This window comes from Tropicimonas sp. IMCC34043, assembly GCF_003390845.1.
GTDB lineage: Bacteria > Pseudomonadota > Alphaproteobacteria > Rhodobacterales > Rhodobacteraceae > Tropicimonas.
On sequence record NZ_QMEK01000002.1, the window covers coordinates 19301 to 37795 of the forward strand.

Sequence of the window (18495 nt, forward strand, 5' to 3'; positions counted from 1 at the left end):
GATGGCACAGGCCGCGCAAAGCACCGCAGCAACTGCGGCCCCCTCCGTCAGGATCGCCCCGCCCGATTGCGCGGCAGAACGCGAGGCCGACCGGATCGCCGACGCGATCCTGCGCGGCGAAAGGGCATCGGCCCCGAACACCGCCATCGACAACGGCGCGATCCACCGCCAATGCGCTGCCTGCGCGAGCGGCGGCAAGCCCTGCCCCGATTGCGCCGAAGACGAGGTCGAGACCCTGATGCTGAGCCGGGCCGGCCCCGCGACCGCCGGCGGCGCCGGCGCGGCGGCGGCACAGGTCGGCGGCGGCGGCCGACCGCTGCCCGCAGGCCTGCGCGGCTATTTCGAACCGCGGTTCGGTCAGGATCTGTCCGCAGTACGCATCCACGACGATCCGGCCTCGGGCGCTGCCGCCAGAGGGATCAACGCGCGCGCCTTCGCGCTTGGCCGCCACATCGCCTTTGCCCCCGGAGAATTCGCCCCCGAGACCAAGGACGGGCGGCGCCTGATCGCCCACGAGCTTGCGCATGTGGTGCAGGGCGGCGCCGAGATGCGGCGCGACATCTATGCCGACGCGATGCGCCAGTCGCTGACGGCGGACGACCTGCGCCCGCTCAACCTTCTGGAACTGGGCGCATTGCTGAATTTTCTGCGCGAGGCCTATGTTCCGAACAGTTCGAGCGCCGACAACGACGGGATCACGATGAACATCGCGACAGTCGAGGCCGAGATTGCCGCCCGTCCCAACCCCGCCCTTCAAAGCAGCCCTGCGGCACCGGCACGTGCCGCATCGACATCGACATCGACATCGACACTAGCACCGGCACCGGCACCGGTGCCTGACCCCAACATGCCCGCGTTCGCCACCGGCGCCTATGCCGCCTGGTCCGGCCATGACCTCGAATACGTGGATACCCACACCAGTTGGAACAACGAGGCCAGCCGGCACACCTATGAGCAGGAATACCTCGCATGGGCACGCGATAACGATCCCGAGCTTTACACACGCGCACTCGACTATGTGTTTCGGCGGACCGAAAAGCGCGTGCGCGAACAGCAGACTGCGGCATTCAACCGAGAGCAGGCTGCGGCTGACGCGCAATGGCGACGCGACATGGAAATCTTGCAGAACAACAGCCCGGGGCTGCTGCATGCCCTGTTCCCGGCCCACACCCGGCACACATTCCGGGACCGGAGCCACATGATCCGCAACCCCTACCTGCGTTCGATATCGCGCGCCAATGTCGATGCAGCCTTTCAGGCCGCAACATTGCAGCGCGATGTTCTGGCGGCGACCTTGGGCGTCACCGCGGCGCTGGCGGTGCTTGTGGCCGGTGGCTTCATCCTGGTCGAGACCGGCGCGGCGGCGGCTCTTGTCGCGGGTGGACAACAGGCGATCACGTTTGCAGGCGGCGAACTTGCGCTCGCCTCGGGCGCCCTGCGGGCGGCCAGCCAGTCGGCCTGGGTCTTCTATCTGCAGAATGCCATCGCCGTGAACGAGATTGGCCTGTTCGCCGTAGGCACGGTCATTTCGGTCGAGGGCGACGTCGTGGGCCTGCTCGAAACGATTGCCACCGATCCGGTGGCGGCGGCGCAGATCCTGATGGAGGTCTGGATCCTGAAGGCAAACATCTCGTCCGGTGGGGGATCGCCGCGGCGTTACAACGTCCGCGCCCGGCCGCTGCCGGCGCGCCAGCAGACCAACCCGCGGGCGCTGCGGCTGCAGGTGATTTCAGAGCCGGCGCTGGAAGACGTCCCGGTAGCGACACGGCGGGGCGGCGGCGTTGCTGCGACCGCAGCCGAAGGCGAGGCGACAACCCCGCCGCCACGCCGCGCGGCGTCGAATGCAACCTCTCCCCCGGCCCGAACGCCAACCTCGACCGGTGGCGGTCGCGGCGCCCGGCCGACAATGCATCAGCGGCAACGCGCGGCAGCCTTGCGCGAACAGGCGGCCGACCTCGAATCCCGGGCGAGCGTGTTCGAGGAAAACGCCGCGCGCATCGAATCCACGCGGCCCTCGGGCGCGCAGCGTGCGCGCGCGCAGGCCAGCGAACTTCGCCGCCAATCCCAGGCACTGCATGCAGAGGCCGACGAATACGCCTCGGGCCGACGCTCGGCCACAGCCGACCTGCCCGGCCCCGAGGATGTGGATCGGGCATTCGAAACCCTGACCGCCGAACAGCCGATGGTGCGGATCGGGCTCAATGCAGCCGAGCTTCAGCAACAGGATCTGCCGCGCCTTTCGCGAGAGCTGACCCGAAGCAGGTCGGGGAACCGGGTGGTATTCCGGGTGGAGGGCGGCGGCAGCCGAAGCCGGGTCATTATCGACGCGGACGGCAACGTCAGGCTGCGGCGCGGCGCCACCATCCACTTCAACTTCGGCTCGCGGGAGCGTGCAAGCGAGTTCCTGGCAAAGCGCGAGCCCGGCTCTCGCATCGTGGCTTTCGAAGTCGAGGAGGGCTGGGTGCGCTCGGCGCGGAGCGGTGCTGTCCCCGAGGGTGGCACAGGGGCCATCGGCGGGCGCCAGCCGCGGCTTGTCGACGTGACCTATGCCGACGATCAGCTCGAGATCCCGAAAGGGCTGATCCATGATATGGAGGAGTTCATTGTGCCCGGCAGCGGCCGGGTCGTCGAGGTGGCCGAGTGAAGATGCCGACTAAGCCGTCGCAAGCGTGGTCAGATAGCCGGCAATCTGATAGATTTGACAGACACTGCGTGCCCCCAAGGCGCGAAGACGAAATAAGGGGGTGAATGTTGTGGTTTCAGCGTTTCCCAGGTCGCCCAGGGTCATGAAGGGCGGGCTTGTCGCCTATCAGCTGCCCGAGCTGGTGCCGACAATCATAGTGTACCAGTATAATCCGGATGAGGTTCAACGCCAGCTTCGGCTCCGCGGCAGCGGGGGCGGCGGACGTGGTGACGCGAACCGGGTGGACGGCCCGCCCGAGGAAACGATCAGCTTCACCGTCGATATCGACGCGGCCGACCAGCTGGCGCAGCCGGACCAGAACGCGGTGACGGTGCAGAACGGCCTGCATCCGGTGATTGCGGCACTCGAAGGGCTGCTCTATCCGGCCTATCCGCTGGTGATCGCCAACGAAGCGATGGCGCTGGCCGGCTCGGCGTTCATCCAGGGCGAGCAGGCGCCAATGGTGCTGCTGGTCTGGGGGCCGCGACGGGTGCTGCCGGTGCAGATCGAAAGCCTGTCGCTGCGCGAACAGGCCTTCGATCAAAGCCTCAACCCGATCCGGGTTCAGGTCGAGATCTCGGCCCGGGTCCAGAGCTATCGCGACCTCGACATCACGAACCCGGGCTATTGGGTCTATATGTCGGCCTTCACCCAGAAAGAGGTGATGGCGGCCATGAACACCTTCGGCAACCGCACCGGCATTCAGGGGCTGCTGCCGATCTGACGACGTGCCGGCCGCGCAGGCGCGGCACCGAACAAGAAGACGCGCGCGGCGGGGAGGCCGGGCGCGCCACGGGGAGGGAGCCCCGGGCGAGACAGCGGGTGACGGGTCCGAAACTTCGGTCCCTCGCCCCGGGAGGGAGACGCCATGTTCTTTCGTGGATCGCGCTATGGCTCGGTCGCCGATGCCGAATGGCAACGGCCGGACGGCCGCATCGTCCGCTACAAAAGGCGGCGGATCATTCCCGAGACGCCGGCGCCGCTCGGCACCAATGTCCGGCCCGGCGACCGGCCCGACCTTGTCGCCTGGCGCACACTTGGCGATCCCGAACTGTTCTGGATGCTCTGCGACGCGAACCGGGTCCAGCGCCCGGCCGAGCTGACCGAGGCGCCGGGCAAGACCATCGGCGTGCCCGGCCCCGACGTGGGGCAGACATGAGGGACGCGCGGGCATGAAGATCGTTCCGACATATTTCTCGGTCCAGGTTGCCTTCGCGCCGCTGCCACCGCCGTGGTTTCATGCGCTGCGCGAGATCGAGGTCGAGACATCGACCAGCCGCGCCGCGATCTGCCGGCTGCATTTCGACCTGTCGCGCAATGCCTTCGGAGATTTCGACGCGCTGGCCATCGAGCTGTTCCGCCCGCTCGTGCCGATCACGGTGCGGATCTCGGCCGGGCCCGGCGTGCCGCTGGCAATCCTCAGCGGCTTCGTTGCCGACGGTCAGCTTGCAGTCGCCAACCAGCCCGGCGCCTCGACCTATGAGGTGGTGGCGATGGACGCGCTTGGCACCATCATGGCCCATATCGATCAGCCCTTCACCTGGCCCAACATGTCCGACGACCAGATCGCCGCGGCGATCTTTGGCCGCTATGGCATGATCCCGCTGGTGATGCCGGCACCGCCGCTGCGCACGATGCTTGACACGACGACGACCCAGCGTGGCCACGACGCGGGATTCCTGCGGCAACTGGCAGGGCGCAACGGCTTCAGCCTTTACGTTCAGCCCGAGCCGATCAGCGGTCAGTCCATCGGGCATTTCCACCCGCCGCTGCTGCCTCCGCTGCCGCCGCAGGCGGTGTTGTCGATCGACTTCGGCAGCCAGACCAACCTCGACAGTTTCAACGTCTCGAACGACATGCTGGCACCTGCGGCCGTGTTCGGGCTGAAATCGGAACCCCGCTCGCGGGTGCCGATCCCGGTCATCGCGCCGGTCGCGGCCGAGATGCCGATGGGGATGGAACCGGCGCTGAACCGGGTGATCCCGCCCCGGGTCGAACGGATCTATGACACTGACGCGGCCAGCCCGGCCGAGGCACAATATCAGGCGATGCAGCGGGCCACCGAAAGCGCGCGTTGCATTCGCGCCACTGCCGTTGTCGACGGGCTGAAGCTGAACCGGCCGCTGTTTGCCGGGGTTCCCGTGCTGGTGCGCGGGGCGGGGCGTCAGCACAGCGGGATCTACTACGTCGAAAGCGTGAGCCACCAGATCTCGCGCGATGGATACAAGCAGACGGTCGGGCTGTGGCGCAACGCCGTCGGACTGACCGGCGCGGAGGTCTTCATCGACCCCCTCGCCGTCGCCTGAGAAAGGAACACGCGATGCCGGACGGAACAACGGGACATATCAGGGAAAAGGTCTATGGCAAGCACAAGGGCGTGGTCACCAATTCGACCGACCCCGAGATGCGCGGCCGTCTGCAGGCCATGGTCCCCGAGGTTCTGGGCGAGATCCCGACCGGCTGGGCCGACCCCTGCGTGCCCTATGCCGGGGTCGGCGCCGGGTTCTTCTCGCTGCCGTTGCCGGGGTCTGGCGTCTGGATCGAATTCGAGGGCGGGGACGTCTCGCGCCCGATCTGGACCGGCTGCTACTGGGGGGCGGGCGAGGCGCCGATGCCGCCGCCGGCCGGGCCCATCGGCGATCAGACCAAGAAGATCTGGCGATCCGACTTCGGGCTGACGACCGTTATGGACGACACAAGCCAGACCATCACGATCTCGGACGGGACGGGCGAGAACCGGGTCGAGATTTCGGCCCTGACCGGAACTGTGACGGTCAAGGGGCTGGCGCGGGTGGTTCACGACGGGGCAATCGTTCAGGTCGGCAGCGGCAGCGCGGCGCATCCGGGCGTCTTTGGCGACGCCTTGCTGCAATACCTCGCCCAGATCGTGACCATGTTCAATGTGCACGTCCATCCGGGCGAGATGGCGATTGGCGTATTGCCGGTGACCCCCGCGCCCCCGGTCGCCCCGATGCCGTTTCCGACGCCGTCGCTGATTTCAACCAAGGTGTTTCTGGAGTGATCCGATGGCGCATCTGAGACCCGGCAACCTGACCATTACCCCCAACGACATGAGCCAGTTCGCCAATTCGATGGCCGATCTGATCGAAGAGGAGCTGAACGCGCTGCTGGCGCTCGACGGGCTGCCGCAACTGCCGGGCGACGCGAACGACCGCGAGGTGCGGGACCGCCGCCGGTTCATGATCGCCATCGCGCGGGGCGTGGTGCGCCATCTGGCCGAAAACCCCGATGCCTTCGTCGTCAGCTATGACGGCACCAACCATCACGTCACCATCAACGCGGATCAACTGTGATGCCTGCGCTCGACCGCCAGCTCGATTATCCCTTCGGCTTCGATCCCCGCGGCCGGTCGCGGCTGACCGGGGCGGGGGATCATGTGCGCGACCTGATCGAACAGGTTCTGTTCACTGCCCCGGGCGAGCGGCTGAACCGGCCCGATTTCGGCACGCCGATCAAGGATCTGGTGTTCGAGGGGCTGTCTGACGCGTTGGTTGCGACCACCGAACAGATGGTCCACGGGGCGCTGCTGCGCTGGCTCGACAGCGTGATTTCGGTCGAATCCGTGACGGTCGAGGCGGTGGACAGCCAGCTGACCGTGACCGTCGTCTATATGCGGCGCGGCGAGGCCGAGCGGCGCAGCGACGTATTCGAACGTCAGGTGGGGGGCTGAGCCATGGTTCTGAACGCCACTGGCGAACTCTGGTGCGAGGACGAGCGGCGCGGCGCGGTGCTGCTCGACCCCGCGCATCCTCTGAACGGGCTCGATTTCGTCGAATATTTCCGTGACGAGGCCGCGCCCGCCGGCCGCCAGTTCCGGCTGGAGGCGACGTTCCTGAAACCGCCGCCACCGCTGCTGGCCGGCGACGCGCAGATCCTTGGCGGGGTGCGGATCGTCGGACTGCGGGTGCTGTCGGTCGAACCCGATCCGGGCGATCCGCTGCGGCTGCGGGTCTTTGCCGACCGCGAGGGCGATTTCTCGACCTATGTTCTGGCCTTCGACCATCCGGGGCTCGACCCCGAACGCTCGCAGGCGCGCTTTGGCTTCAAGGCCGGCTGCCCGACCGAATTCGACTGCCGGGTGCCCGCGAACTGTCCGCCCGATCTGTTCGATGAACCCGACCTCGATTATCTGGCCAAGGATTATCAAAGCTTCCGGCGGCTGTTCCTCGACCTCGTCGCGCAGCGCAATCCCGACTGGAAGGAGCGGCTGCCGGCCGACTTCTCGATCGCGCTGGTCGAGATGCTGGCCTATGTCGGCGATTACCTGTCCTATCTGCAGGATGCGGGCCCCGCGACCGAGAGCTTTTTCGAGACCTGTTTGCACCGGATCTCGATGCAGCGGCACACGCGGCTGATCGACTATCCGATGCACGACGGGCGAAACGCGGCCTGTTTCGTGCAGTTCGACCTGACCCCGGCGCCTGACCCGGCGCCGCGGGTGGTGCCGGCGGGCGCCAGGCTGGTGACGCGGATCGCAACCCCCCTGATCGGGATGACCCAGCCACCGGGGGTGGTGCTGCCCGCGACCGCCGATTTCGACACGGATCCGGCGCTCGAAGGCGCGACGGTGTTCGAAACCACGGCGTTGATCCGCACCGACGCTGCGCACAACCTGCTCTATGTCCACACCTTCGGCGATACCGATTGCTGCCTTGGCACCGGCACGCGGCAGGCCTGGCTCTACGGGATTGACGGCGATCAGATCTATCGCCCTGCCTTCGCGGATGGCGACTATCTGCTGCTGGAAGAGGTGCAAAGCCCGGTCACCGGCGCCGCGGCCGATGCCGATCCGACCCGGCGGGCGGTGGTGCGGATCGCGGGCGACCCGCTCGACACCACCGATCCCGTCTTTACCGATACGCTGACCCTGGGGGAGCTGACCGCACGGCAGAACCCGGCCGCCGAGGCGCCGATGCCGCTGCAGCGCGTCACCTGGCGGGTCGAGGATGCGCTGACCCGGCCCTTCTGTGTCTCGAACGAGACCGCCGAGGCCGGGCTGATCCGCAATGTCACCATCCTTCGCGGCAACGTCGCCCCGGCCGATCACGGCCGCACCCTGCGCCGCGAGGGGCTGACGATTGCCCCCGGCACCGGGCGCTGGCCGCTCGCCACGACCGACTTGCCCGATGCGGGGCTGACCCGCCATGCCGGCCCCTTCGACCCGCAGCTTTCGGCCGACGGGCGCCCGGTCGACGGGCGCCACGACCTGGACGCGCCGCCGCGTGCGGCAGCACCCGCCGTCTACCTGCGCACCGTCCAGACCGGCGGCGCGCGCCGGTTCTGGACCCCGGTGCCGCATCTGGGCGACAGCGGCGCCTATGACCGCCACTTCGTCGCCGAGACCGACGAGGCGGGCGAGACCACCCTGCGGTTCGGCGACGACACCCATGGGCGGGCGCCACGCAACATCGCCTCGGTCACCGCCTTCTACCGCGTTGGCGGGGGACGGGCGGGCAACCTTTCGTCCGGCGCGCTGGTCCATGCCGTGGCCCCCGATCTGGGGTTTTGGGCCGATCCCGGCGCCGCGGTGGGGCCGGTCTCGCTCGACCCCGGCGATCCGACCGCCAACGTCGTCTTTGCCGAGATCGCGCAGGTCCGCCAACCGCTGCCCGCCCGCGGCGGAACCGACCCCGAGACCATCGCCGCGGCGCGCGCACTGGCCCCCGAGGAGGTGCAGGCGATCCAGTTCCGCGCCGTCACCGCCGCCGACTGGCAAGAGATGGCGCTGCGCCACCCGGGCGTCGCCGCCGCCAAGGCGCGGATCCGCTGGATCGGAAGCTGGCATTGCGTCTTCGTCGCGATCCACCCGAGGGACACCGGCAACCTCGTCCGCCTGCCCGGCGGCGGGGTGCGCCTGTCGGACGAGTTCGCCGCCCGGATGCGCTCGCATCTGACAAGGTTCAAGCTGGCCGGGACCGACCTGACGGTCCGGGCGGCGCAATATGTCCCGCTCGAGATCGACATCAAGGTCTGCGTCTGCCGCGGGCATTACCGGGGTCAGGTGCTGAAGGCCGTCGCCGACGCGCTGTCGAACCGGATCCTGCCCGGCGGCGACCACGGCTTCTTCCACCTTCCCGACCTCGATTTCGGCGAGGATATCTATCTTTCCCGTCTCTATGCCGCGCTCGAGGCCGTCGAGGGCGTGACCTCGGCCGAGGTCACGTTGTTCAAACGCTACTGGGAGGTGGCGGGCGACGAGCTGGCGCGCGGCCGGATCGCGCTGGGAGAATTCGAGATCGCCCGGCTCGACAACGACCCGAACTTTCCCGAAAACGGCGTTCTGCGCCTGACCGCGATGGGAGGCGTCTGAGCCATGGCCGATCCCCGTTTCTGTGCCTGCTGCACCGGTCCAGTGATCCCGGCGCCCGCGGTCATCTTCAACCGCCCCGGCCTGTCGCAGATCGCCTATCGCATCGGCAGTTTCGCGACCTTCCGTCAGGCGATGCTGCAACAGATCCACCGTTCCCCCGAACTGATCGGCTTCCTGACCCGGGAAAGCGACGATCATGGCGTGACGCTGATCGAATTGTGCGCGGCCCTCGGCGATGTGCTGAGCTTTTACAACGAACGGATCGCCAACGAGCTTTACCTCGGGCAGGCGCTGCACAAGGCGTCGGTCGAACAGCTTGTGGCGCTGCTCGGGTATGTGCCGCGGCCGTCGCTGTCGGCAACCGGGCTGCTGGCGTTCGAGATCGAGGACGGCAAGGCGACGCGGCTCTGGCGCGGACTGAAGGTGATGAGCGTGCCGGGCCCGGACGAGACCGCGCAGGTCTTCGAGACGCTGGAGGAGATCCGCGGCACAGGTCGGCTCAACGCGGCGCCTGCGTTCGGGCTGACCCGCGCCGTGAACGCGCTGGCCGGCAACAGCCGCCGCGCGCCGGTCGTGGCCGATCCAAACCTCAAATCCGGCGCCCGGATCGTGATCTTCGGCCGCGATGTGACCGAGGAGAAGACGCTCGGGCCGGTCGAGACCAACGCGGGCGGCACCTATCTGAGCTGGACACCGGCGGTGCAGGCGACGAATTTCCATCCCCGCTTTGTCCGCGCCGTCCCGGTCGCGCGGCGGCTGAACTTCTTCGGTCACACAGCGCCGAGCCACGAAAACGTCTATCGCACCGACCCGACGATTGCGCCGCAGAACCGCTGGACCAGCCAGCCGGTCGCCGGAAACTTCGCCGCCGGCACGGTCGATTATCCGCTGTCGGGCAGGATCGAGGACCTCGACACCGGGGCGCATCTGTTGCTTGACGCTGGCGCAGGCGTCGTGCCGCGGCTGCAGACCGCACGGGTTGTCGCGACATCGACGGCGCAGGCGGTGATTGGCCAGACCGCCGAGACCGTGACCCACGTCAGGGTGCGCCAGACCATCACCGGGCGCCCGACCCTGGCGGTCGTCGGCCTGTCGACCGTCGTCCTTGCCCGCAATGGCGGCGGCCACCCCGTGTGGCTGGGCGACATCGCCGCGCCGCAGCCGCTGGCCCCGGTGCATGCCACGCCGTTCTTCGCCGCCTCGGATATCGCGACGGCCGAGGTCGGCACGACATTCCACCTGTATCTGCGAGATGCCGCGACGCGGCTGCGCAAGGCGGTCTGGAGCGGTGGCGGCTGGTCCGCCTGGGCCGATTTCGGCGGGTTGATCGACGGCGCGCCCGTGCCGGTCGTTCTGCCCGGCGGTCAGGTGCGGGTCTTCGTGCGCGGTGCGGACCTGCGGCTCTGGATGTTCGACACCACGGGCGGACCTGTGGCGCCGGCCGATCTGGGCGGGGTGCTGATGTCGGCCCCGACAGCCGTCGCCCCCGGCGGCGGCAGTCTTGCAGTCTTCGTCCGCGGGCTCGACGACGCGCTGTGGATGCGCGGCTTCGACGGCGCCGTTTGGCAGGATTGGGAGCGGATCGGCGGGCGCATCGACGGCACCCCCGCCGCCGTGACCAGCGGCGGTGGCCGGATCGACGTTTTTGCCCGAGACCGCGACGGCGGGCTGGTGCTGTTCCGCCGCACCGGGGCGGGATGGCAGGCCCCGCGCAACCTTGGCGGCGATGTGGCGGGCGATCCCTCGGCCACCGCCGGGGCGCCGGACTGGACGGCGGTCAGCGTGCGCACCTCGCAGGACCGGCTTGCCTGGCTGTGGCGCATCGGCGAAACCGTCAGCCCCTGGGCCGATGTCGGCGGCGCCATCGCCAGCGACCCCTCGATGGCCTCGGGGCCCTTCGTGGTCGCTGCCGCGGCGCGCCATCAGGACGGCAGCATCGCGACCCGCGTGCTGTTCCCGCCAATGCCCGACTGGGTCCGGCACGGCGATGGTTTCAGCGCGATCCCTGACCGGCGCGAGGCCCGCCTGTTCGAGATCGGCGATGACATCGATTTTCGCAGCTTCGACTATCCCCCGGCGACCGAGGGCGGCTTCCTGACCCTGCCGTTGCGAAACGGCGAGGCGGCGGACGACCCCGAGGGACTTGGCGCACTGAAACCCGGACGCAAGCTGCTGATCTCCGGCAGGGGCCTGTTGCACCGGGCCGAGGTGACAGCCACCCTGCCGGTTGCGGCCGTTCCAGGGGGCCCGGTCGATCACCTGAACCTTGCCGTCACGCCGCCCTTGCCGCGCACCGCGGGTCCGCTGACGGTGCAGGGCAATATCGCTGACGCAAGTCACGGCGAGACCCAGCGCGAAGAGGCAATCGGCAACGGCGATGCCGGCCGCGCCTGGCAGGTCTTTGCCGTGCCGCCGGGCGAGATCAGCCATCTGCCCCTGCCCACCAGCACACGGCCGCAACCGCAGGTCGAACTGCGGGTCGATGGCGTTCTATGGAAGGAGGTGGCAAGCCTATACGGCCGCAGCAGCAAGGACCGCGCCTATACCCTGAGCCTGCCCGACGATGCCAATCCGGCCGTTCGCGGCGGCGACGGGGCGCGGGCGGGCGCGCGGTTTCCGACCGGCGCGCTGAACCTGCGGCTGACCCGGCGGCTCGGGGCCGGACCCGCGGGCAACCTGCGTGCAGGCCAGCTTTCGATCCCGCTGGAAAAGCCCGTCGGCATGAAGACGGTCGCCAACCCCTTTGCCACCAGCGGCGGGGCGGCGGGCGAAATCGCGGACGATGCCCGCAGGGCTGCGCCAAACCGGGTCCGGACCTTCGGCCGCATCGTCTCGCTGCAGGATTTCGCGGCGCTTGCCACCGCCTCGGGGCTGGCGGCGCGCGCCCATGTCACCTGGGTCTGGAACCGGATGGAGCGGACCGCCCATCTGACCGTTGCAGGCCCCGGCGGCGCACCGATCCCGGCCGAGACGCTGCGGCTGATCCATGCCCAGCTCGGTGCCAGCCGCGACCCGAACCGGCCGCTGATGATCGCCGGGATGGTGCGGGTGCCAATCGTGATTGCGGCGGCACTGCTGCGCGATCCGGCCTGGCGGGCCGAGGACGTGATGGCGGGCGGGCGCGCAGCACTCGAGGCGGCCTTTGGCTTTGACACCCGCGGGATCGGTGCGGCGGTCCACCTTTCGGACATCTTCGCGATATTGCAGGGGGTGGCGGGGGTGCGGGCCGTCGACGTGAACCTGCTGCATCTGAAGGACCACGCCGATCTGACCGCAGCCGAGCGCAGCCTGCGGTCGGTGACCAGCGACCCGGTTCAGCCGCATATCCGGCTGTTTGCCGCGCGCCCGCTGCCCGCGACCCCGTCCGAGATCGACCGCTATCAGGCCCGCGCCTATCTGCCCGGACCCGTGCCTGCCGTTCTGCCCGCCGAACAGGCCTTCATCGAGGATCCGGCAGGCGACATTTCCCTGACCGTGGTGGAGGAGCTCTGAGATGGCAGCCTATACCAGCCAGACCGAAGACAAGCTCTTCAACCTGCTGCCCGCGGTCCTTCGCGAACGCGACGCCGAGGCGGGATTTCCGCTGCGCGCGCTGCTCTCGATCATGGAAGGCCAGGTCGATGCGCTCGAGGCCGATATCGAACAGCTTGGCCGCAACGCCTTTGTCGAGACCTGCGAGCCCTGGGCGATCCCCTATATCGGCGCGCTGGTCGGCACCACGCCGCTGTCGAGCGATGCCCGCGTGCAGGATGCCGCGACCGCCGAGGCGCTGTTTGCCGACCTCGAAGGCCCGTCCTTCGTCCCGCCCGTGGGCCTGCGCAGCCGCACCGACACGCTGAAGACGGTCTATTACCGCCGCCGCAAAAGCACCCTGCCGATGCTCGAGGAACTGGCGCGCGACGTGACCGGCTGGGCCGCCCATGCGGTCGAGTTCTTCGAACGGCTGGTCTGGGCGCAATGGGTGCGCAACCGGCTGCGGATGCAGGCGCTGGCCACCCCCGACCTGCGGTCGGTCGAGCGGATGGACCGGATCGACGGGCCGTTCGACCAGACCTGCCGCACGATCGACGTGCGCCCGCCGTCGCAGTTCGAGGGGTGGGAGAACATCCCTAACATCGGCTTCTTCCTGTGGCGGCTGCGGGCGCTGGAACTGCCGCAGATCACGGCACGCCGGGTGGCGGGGCCGGCCGACTTCCGGTTCCATGCCTCGGTTCTCGGCAATGACGCGCCGATGTTCTCGCGGCTGCGGCGCGAGGGCGACGAGACCGGCCTTGCGACCGAGCTGCATGTACCGCAACCGATCCGGCCCGCGCGGTTCTTTCAGGACCTGACCGACTATTTCGCGCGGCCTCTGCCGCGCCCCGGGCTGACCGCCTTCTATGGCGCCCCCGCCGGCATGGGCGGGTTGCCGCCGCACCCCGAGGCGAGCTTCTTCATCGCGGTCGATGGCGCCGCGGTGCCGCCCGACGACATCCGCTGCCGCAGGCTCGACCCCTGGGCGCAGCCTGGCCCGAACGAGGTCGCCATCGACATCGCGCGCGGCCGGATCGCGCTTGGCGACAACCGGGTGCCTGCGGGTGCGGTCGAGGTCTGGTATCACATGGGCTGGCCGGGCGAGCTTGGCTCTGGCAGCTATCAGCGCACGGCGTGGCTGATGGCGGACACGGTCGTGGCCGACCGGCTGTTCGTCGACGCAACCGGCGACCCGGGCACCCATCCGACGCTCGCGGCGGCGCTGGCGCAATGGGTCGCCGACGGGCGGCGCAACGCGATCATCCGGATCCGCGACAACCGGACCTATGCCGATGCGATCACGCTCAACATCGACGGCGCCGCGGGGCGGTTTCTGGCAATCGAGGCCGAAGACGGGTTCCGCCCGCATCTGCGGCCCGACCAGCCGATCCGCATTCAGGGGGCAAACCCCGATTTCACCCTGACCCTCGGCGGGCTCCTGATCGAAAGCACCGTCGATATCCCGGGTTCGCTCGGCCGTCTCAGGCTGATCCATTCGACGCTGGTGCCGGGGGGCAGCATCGCCCTGCCCGACCCCGACGCACCGGCCCCGGCGCCCAGCCCGCCGCCGCCCTCGATCCGCGCCGCGGCACAACTGGCCGGCGCCCCCGCCAATACCGAGTTGCGGATCGAGATGGCGTTCTCGATCACCGGCCAGATCCGGGTGCCTGCGACGGCCGAGGGGATATTCGCGCTCGACAGCATCATCGACGGCGGCGGCACGCCCGCAATCCGTGGCCTCGGCCCCGCCGCGGCCAGTCCCGGCCCGGCGCTGCATCTGGAACGCACCACCCTGCGCGGTGAGGTTTTGGCGCGGCAGATCGACATGGCGACCGAGGTGATCTTTGACGGCGTGGTCGAGGTCGAACGCCAGCAGACCGGCTGCATCCGGTTTTCCTATGTCGCGCCGGTCTCGCGCACGCCGCGACGCTATCGCTGCCAGCCGGGGTTGGCCGAGAGGGCCGAGATCGCGCGCGCCGAGGCCGCGTCGGGCCCGTTGAGCGCCGCCGAACGCGACGCGATCCGCGCCCGCGTCCGGGTGCAGATGCGGCCCGACTACACCTCCGAGGCCTATGGCGATCCGGGCTATCTGCAGCTTGCGCTGACCGGACCCGCAGAGATCGCGCAGGGCGCCGAGGACGGATCGGAAATGGGGGCCTGGTGCCACCTGAAACAGCCGCAGCGGGAAGCGAACCTGAGACGGAAACTGGAAGAATACCTGCCGTTCGGACTGGATCCGGGCATCATCTTTGTGACCTGACCTCGGCAGGCGGAAAAGGGAGCGAGACATGAGCGGCGACTATTCGCGGATGACCCACGATGCGCTGAAGCGTTATTCGGCGCTGCTGCTCCAGCAAGGCCGCGTCCTGCTGGATTCCGACTTCAACGAACTGGTCGACATCCTCCGGGAACGGGTCGACAAGCTGTCGCTCGACGCGATGGGCAACCCCGGCATCCCGTACCTGACCAACCCGGACGCCTTCCTGATCACGCTGGCCGGCGGTCCGACCGATCTGGTGGTCACACCGGGACGGATCTATGTCGACGGGCTGATGGCCGAGGTGTTCGAGGGCGAAAGCTTCAGCTATCTCGGTCAGCCGTTCCTGCCCGACCCGCCCCCCCTGCCCGCAGGCGACGCCGCGGTCTATCTGACGGTCTGGGAGGAGGAACTGACCTGGGTCGAGGCGCCATCGCTGCTCGACCCCGCCCTTGGCGGCGTCGACACCACGACGCGGCGGCGCACCATCGTCCAGTTGTTCGCAGAGGAGGTCGAGGCGGCGCAATGCGGGATCGATGTCGGCCCGCCGCCCTCGGCCGGGCGGCTGACCACCCGGGCCGTCGCCCCGCCCGCCCCCGACGATCCCTGCATCCTGCCCCCCGTCTCGGGCTATCGCGGGCTTGAAAACCGGCTCTACCGGGTCGAGGTCCATGATGGCGGGCCGCTTGGCACCGCGCGGTTCAAGTGGTCGCGCGACAACGGCTCGATCCAGGTGCCGGTCGAACGGCTGGCCGCCGCCGGGCCGCAAAGCCTGCTTGGCGTTCCGCGGATCGGCCGCGATCCGGTGATGCGGTTTTTCCCCGGCGACTGGGTGACCGTGACCGACGATCACCGCGAATGGATGGACGAACCGGGCGAGATGGCGCGCGTCGTCGATATCGACGAGGCCGATGGCACGATCACGCTCGACCGCGACATCACCGGTCTTGGCCGGCCCTTCGGGGCCGATGCGGCGGCGCTGGCGTTGCGCCACACGCGGCTGCAGAAGTGGGACCAGTCGGCCGCGACCGATCCCACGATCGACGGCGACGGGCTGATTGCGACCGCCGCGGGACCCATTGCGCTCGACGGTGCCGGGATCGAGCTGAGCTTCTCGACCGATCCGGCGGGCGGCGCGTTCCGCCGGGGCGACTACTGGCTGTTCTGGGCCCGCACCGCGACCGCCAGCATCGAGGAGCTGACCGATGCCGCGCCGCGCGGGATCGTGCGCCACCATGTCCAGCTTGCCGCGGCCGTGGGCCTTGGCGGCGCCAACGCGGTGCTGACCGATTGCCGCCCCGGCCAGCCCGAGGCAGGTGAGAGCTGCTGCACCATGGTCGTGCATCCGGGCGAGAGCATCCAGGCCGCCATCGACGCGCTGCCGCCGCAGGGCGGCTGCGTCTGCCTCAAGGCCGGGGTGCACCCGGTGCCGGGCACGATCGATCTGAACCGTGCCAACGTGCATCTGCACGGCGAAAGCCCCGGCGCGATCCTGCAAGGCGCGGCCCCGCTCCTGTCGTTGGGAACCGCCGCCTCGGGGATACGGATCGAGATGGTCGAGTTCGTCGGCCGGGTCTCGGACGTCGCGGGGGGCGCAATCCTGATCGCAGGCGGCGCCGAGGATCTGGGCATAACGGACTGCCGCTTTTCGCCCTTCCCCGGCACCTTCGGGGGCATCGCCATGCTGCTGACCCGGGTCGATTATGCGCGGATCTCGGGCAATACCATCATCGACACGGACTTCGGCGTCGTCTTCAACGGGCTGTGCACCTTCCCGGTGATCGAGGACAATACGATGCTGTTTGGGATCGACGGGGACACCGTCGGCGCGGCGACCGGCATCTGGATTGCCGGCACATCCTCGGCCTGCCGGATCGAGGACAATGTGATCTTCGGCGCCTTCCAGGGCATCGTCATCAACGACGCGCCGTTCGAGGCGCCCTATTCGGACGCCGCCAGCAGCAGTGTTTCCGACAACATTATCCTGGTCGGCACGCTGCAACGCGAGGGGACCGACGCCGAGATCGGCATCGACGCGGCCGCCGATTTCACCCTTGTCACCGGCAACAACGTGTTCCTACTTGGGGCGCGCGGCATCGCGATCCGGGCGACCGGGTCGGGATCGATCGTCAGCCACAACATGATCGGCTCGGCCGGGCGCGAGCAGAGCGCCGGGATCGGCATCCAGATCGGCCATGCCGGCGAGGAGGACACAAAGCTCGTCGCCAACGGGAACGTAGTCAGCGAAAACCAGATCGCGGGCGAGCTGTCCGGCATCGCCGCCTTCGGCGCTTCGGCCACTGTCGTCAGCGGCAATTCGATCCTCTGCCGCCCCGCATCCGCGACCATCGGCATCATCGCGGTCGAGGCGCCGCTGCTGCGGGTCGAACGCAACCGGATCGCCACGGCCGACGTGGGGATCCTTGGCTCGGACGGCCGGAACACGCTGATCGAGGGCAACGACATGATCGGCTGCCGGCTTGGCGCGGCCGTCATCTCGGATCTGCGGGCGAGCCTGCGCAACAACCGCGTCGGGGCGGCAACGCTCGGCGGGCTGTTCGGCGCGCAACTTCTGGGACGCACCGAGTTCAGCGGCAATCAGATCGTCGGCGCCGGCAGCGGCCTGCCGCTGGCCATCGGCATCGGCGCGCTGCTGGTGGTCGGAGAATGGCACGTCGCATCGAACGAGGTCACCGACACCGGCATCGACGAGGGCGGAGAGTTCGGCGGGCCGCGCGCCTTCGGCATCTTCGGGCTGCTGGTGCTGCAGGCCCGGATCGAAAGTAACCTCGTGACCTATTCGGATGTCTTCGGGCTCGATCCCGCGCGCGAGGATCGGGCGCTGTGGCTGCTGGGGATCGTCGAATACAGCGTCAACTTTGGCGAGTTCGAGTTCGTCTTCGGGTATCCGGCACAGATCCTCGGCAACAAGTTCGCCGGTGCCGGCGCCAGTGCGCTGGTGGAACTGGGCGCCTTCGATCTGACCGACACGCTGAGCATCCGCTATGAAGACGTGATGTTCTCGAACAACCACTGCCTTCACCTCAGCGGTGCGGGCGACAAGAGCTCCGCGACAGTCGTACTGACAGGGCGGCGGGCCAGCGTTGGTGGAAATCAGGTCAAGGCGACCAGCCCCGGTTTCCCCTCGTTCGACTTCAACGGCATGACCGGCCCGTTCTTCGGCAATACCTGCAGCGGACCGGCGCTCAACTATACACCCTTCACACCGTCCAGCGACGGTATCCACAATCTCGTGCAATAGCGGAGGCGCAGCATGACCCCACAGGAAATGATCGCGGTACAGATCAAGCGCATGGAGAAACTGCAGGAGGTCCTGCAATCCCAGCGTGCCGACGCCGAAGACGTCAAGTCCGCCGAAACGCTGCGTGCCACCCGCGCCACATCCTTGCGCGCCGCCATCGACCGGCTGGAGCGGCAGAAGAAGGACACCACCGCCCGGATCGATGCCGAAATTGCGCTGCATCGCCGCGAACTGACCGAACTGGACCGCCGGAGCGATTTCGACCTGACCCGCCGGCAGGCAGGCTCGGCCACCCCGGCCCCCGAGAAACGCAAGGCGGCGACCACGATCACGAAGAAGACCAAAGGCTGAGCGCCAGACGCGCGCAGGGGCGCACCGCTGTGTGCGGTGCGGACTCCCTCCGCGGCACGCTTCCCGAAATTCCTGCCGCCAGCCCCTTGAAGGACTGC

General features: G+C 68.7%; 12 protein-coding genes. All 12 read left to right on the forward strand.

Annotated features, from left to right (window positions below; translation table 11 throughout):
* Position 1: 1 nt before the first annotated feature.
* The 12 genes from DQG17_RS09920 (at position 2) to DQG17_RS09975 (ending at position 18397) form a co-directional block, all read left to right on the forward strand.
* Positions 2-2644, forward strand: a complete 2643-nt coding sequence (locus DQG17_RS09920; RefSeq protein ID WP_116132692.1) for a DUF4157 domain-containing protein — start codon at positions 2-4, stop codon at positions 2642-2644.
* A 142-nt stretch (positions 2645-2786) separates the two neighbouring features.
* A complete protein-coding gene (locus tag DQG17_RS09925; protein WP_116132693.1) occupies positions 2787-3407 on the forward strand; it encodes a hypothetical protein in 621 nt (206 codons plus the stop codon).
* 144 nt (positions 3408-3551) lie between these two features.
* The gene (locus DQG17_RS09930; RefSeq protein WP_116132694.1) at positions 3552-3842 is read left to right on the forward strand and encodes a hypothetical protein; all 291 of its coding nucleotides are present in this window, start codon (positions 3552-3554) and stop codon (positions 3840-3842) included.
* Between the two features lie 13 nt (positions 3843-3855).
* Positions 3856-4989: a hypothetical protein gene (locus DQG17_RS09935; RefSeq protein ID WP_116132695.1), complete on the forward strand. Its 1134-nt coding sequence runs from the start codon at positions 3856-3858 to the stop codon at positions 4987-4989.
* Between the two features lie 14 nt (positions 4990-5003).
* Positions 5004-5705, forward strand: a complete 702-nt coding sequence (locus DQG17_RS09940; protein WP_116132696.1) for a phage baseplate assembly protein V — start codon at positions 5004-5006, stop codon at positions 5703-5705.
* A gap of 4 nt (positions 5706-5709) precedes the next feature.
* Positions 5710-5997 carry a hypothetical protein gene (locus DQG17_RS09945; RefSeq protein WP_116132697.1) on the forward strand — a complete coding sequence of 96 codons (288 nt, stop codon included), beginning with the start codon at positions 5710-5712 and terminating at the stop codon, positions 5995-5997.
* Complete coding sequence (locus DQG17_RS09950) at positions 5997-6374, forward strand: GPW/gp25 family protein (RefSeq protein ID WP_116132698.1); 378 nt, start codon at positions 5997-5999, stop codon at positions 6372-6374. Before DQG17_RS09945 ends, DQG17_RS09950 begins: the two co-directional genes overlap by 1 nt.
* Before the next feature lie 3 nt (positions 6375-6377).
* On the forward strand, positions 6378-9014 hold the full coding sequence (locus tag DQG17_RS09955) for a hypothetical protein (RefSeq protein ID WP_116132699.1): 2637 nt from the start codon (positions 6378-6380) through the stop codon (positions 9012-9014).
* Between the two features lie 3 nt (positions 9015-9017).
* A complete protein-coding gene (locus DQG17_RS09960) occupies positions 9018-12506 on the forward strand; it encodes a hypothetical protein (protein WP_116132700.1) in 3489 nt (1162 codons plus the stop codon).
* Position 12507: 1 nt separating this feature from the next.
* Positions 12508-14787: a hypothetical protein gene (locus DQG17_RS09965; protein ID WP_116132701.1), complete on the forward strand. Its 2280-nt coding sequence runs from the start codon at positions 12508-12510 to the stop codon at positions 14785-14787.
* Between the two features lie 28 nt (positions 14788-14815).
* Positions 14816-18046: a DUF6519 domain-containing protein gene (locus DQG17_RS09970; protein ID WP_116132702.1), complete on the forward strand. Its 3231-nt coding sequence runs from the start codon at positions 14816-14818 to the stop codon at positions 18044-18046.
* 12 nt (positions 18047-18058) lie between these two features.
* Entirely contained in the window at positions 18059-18397 is a 339-nt protein-coding gene (locus DQG17_RS09975; protein WP_157973573.1) for a hypothetical protein, read from the forward strand.
* Positions 18398-18495: the final 98 nt, after the last annotated feature.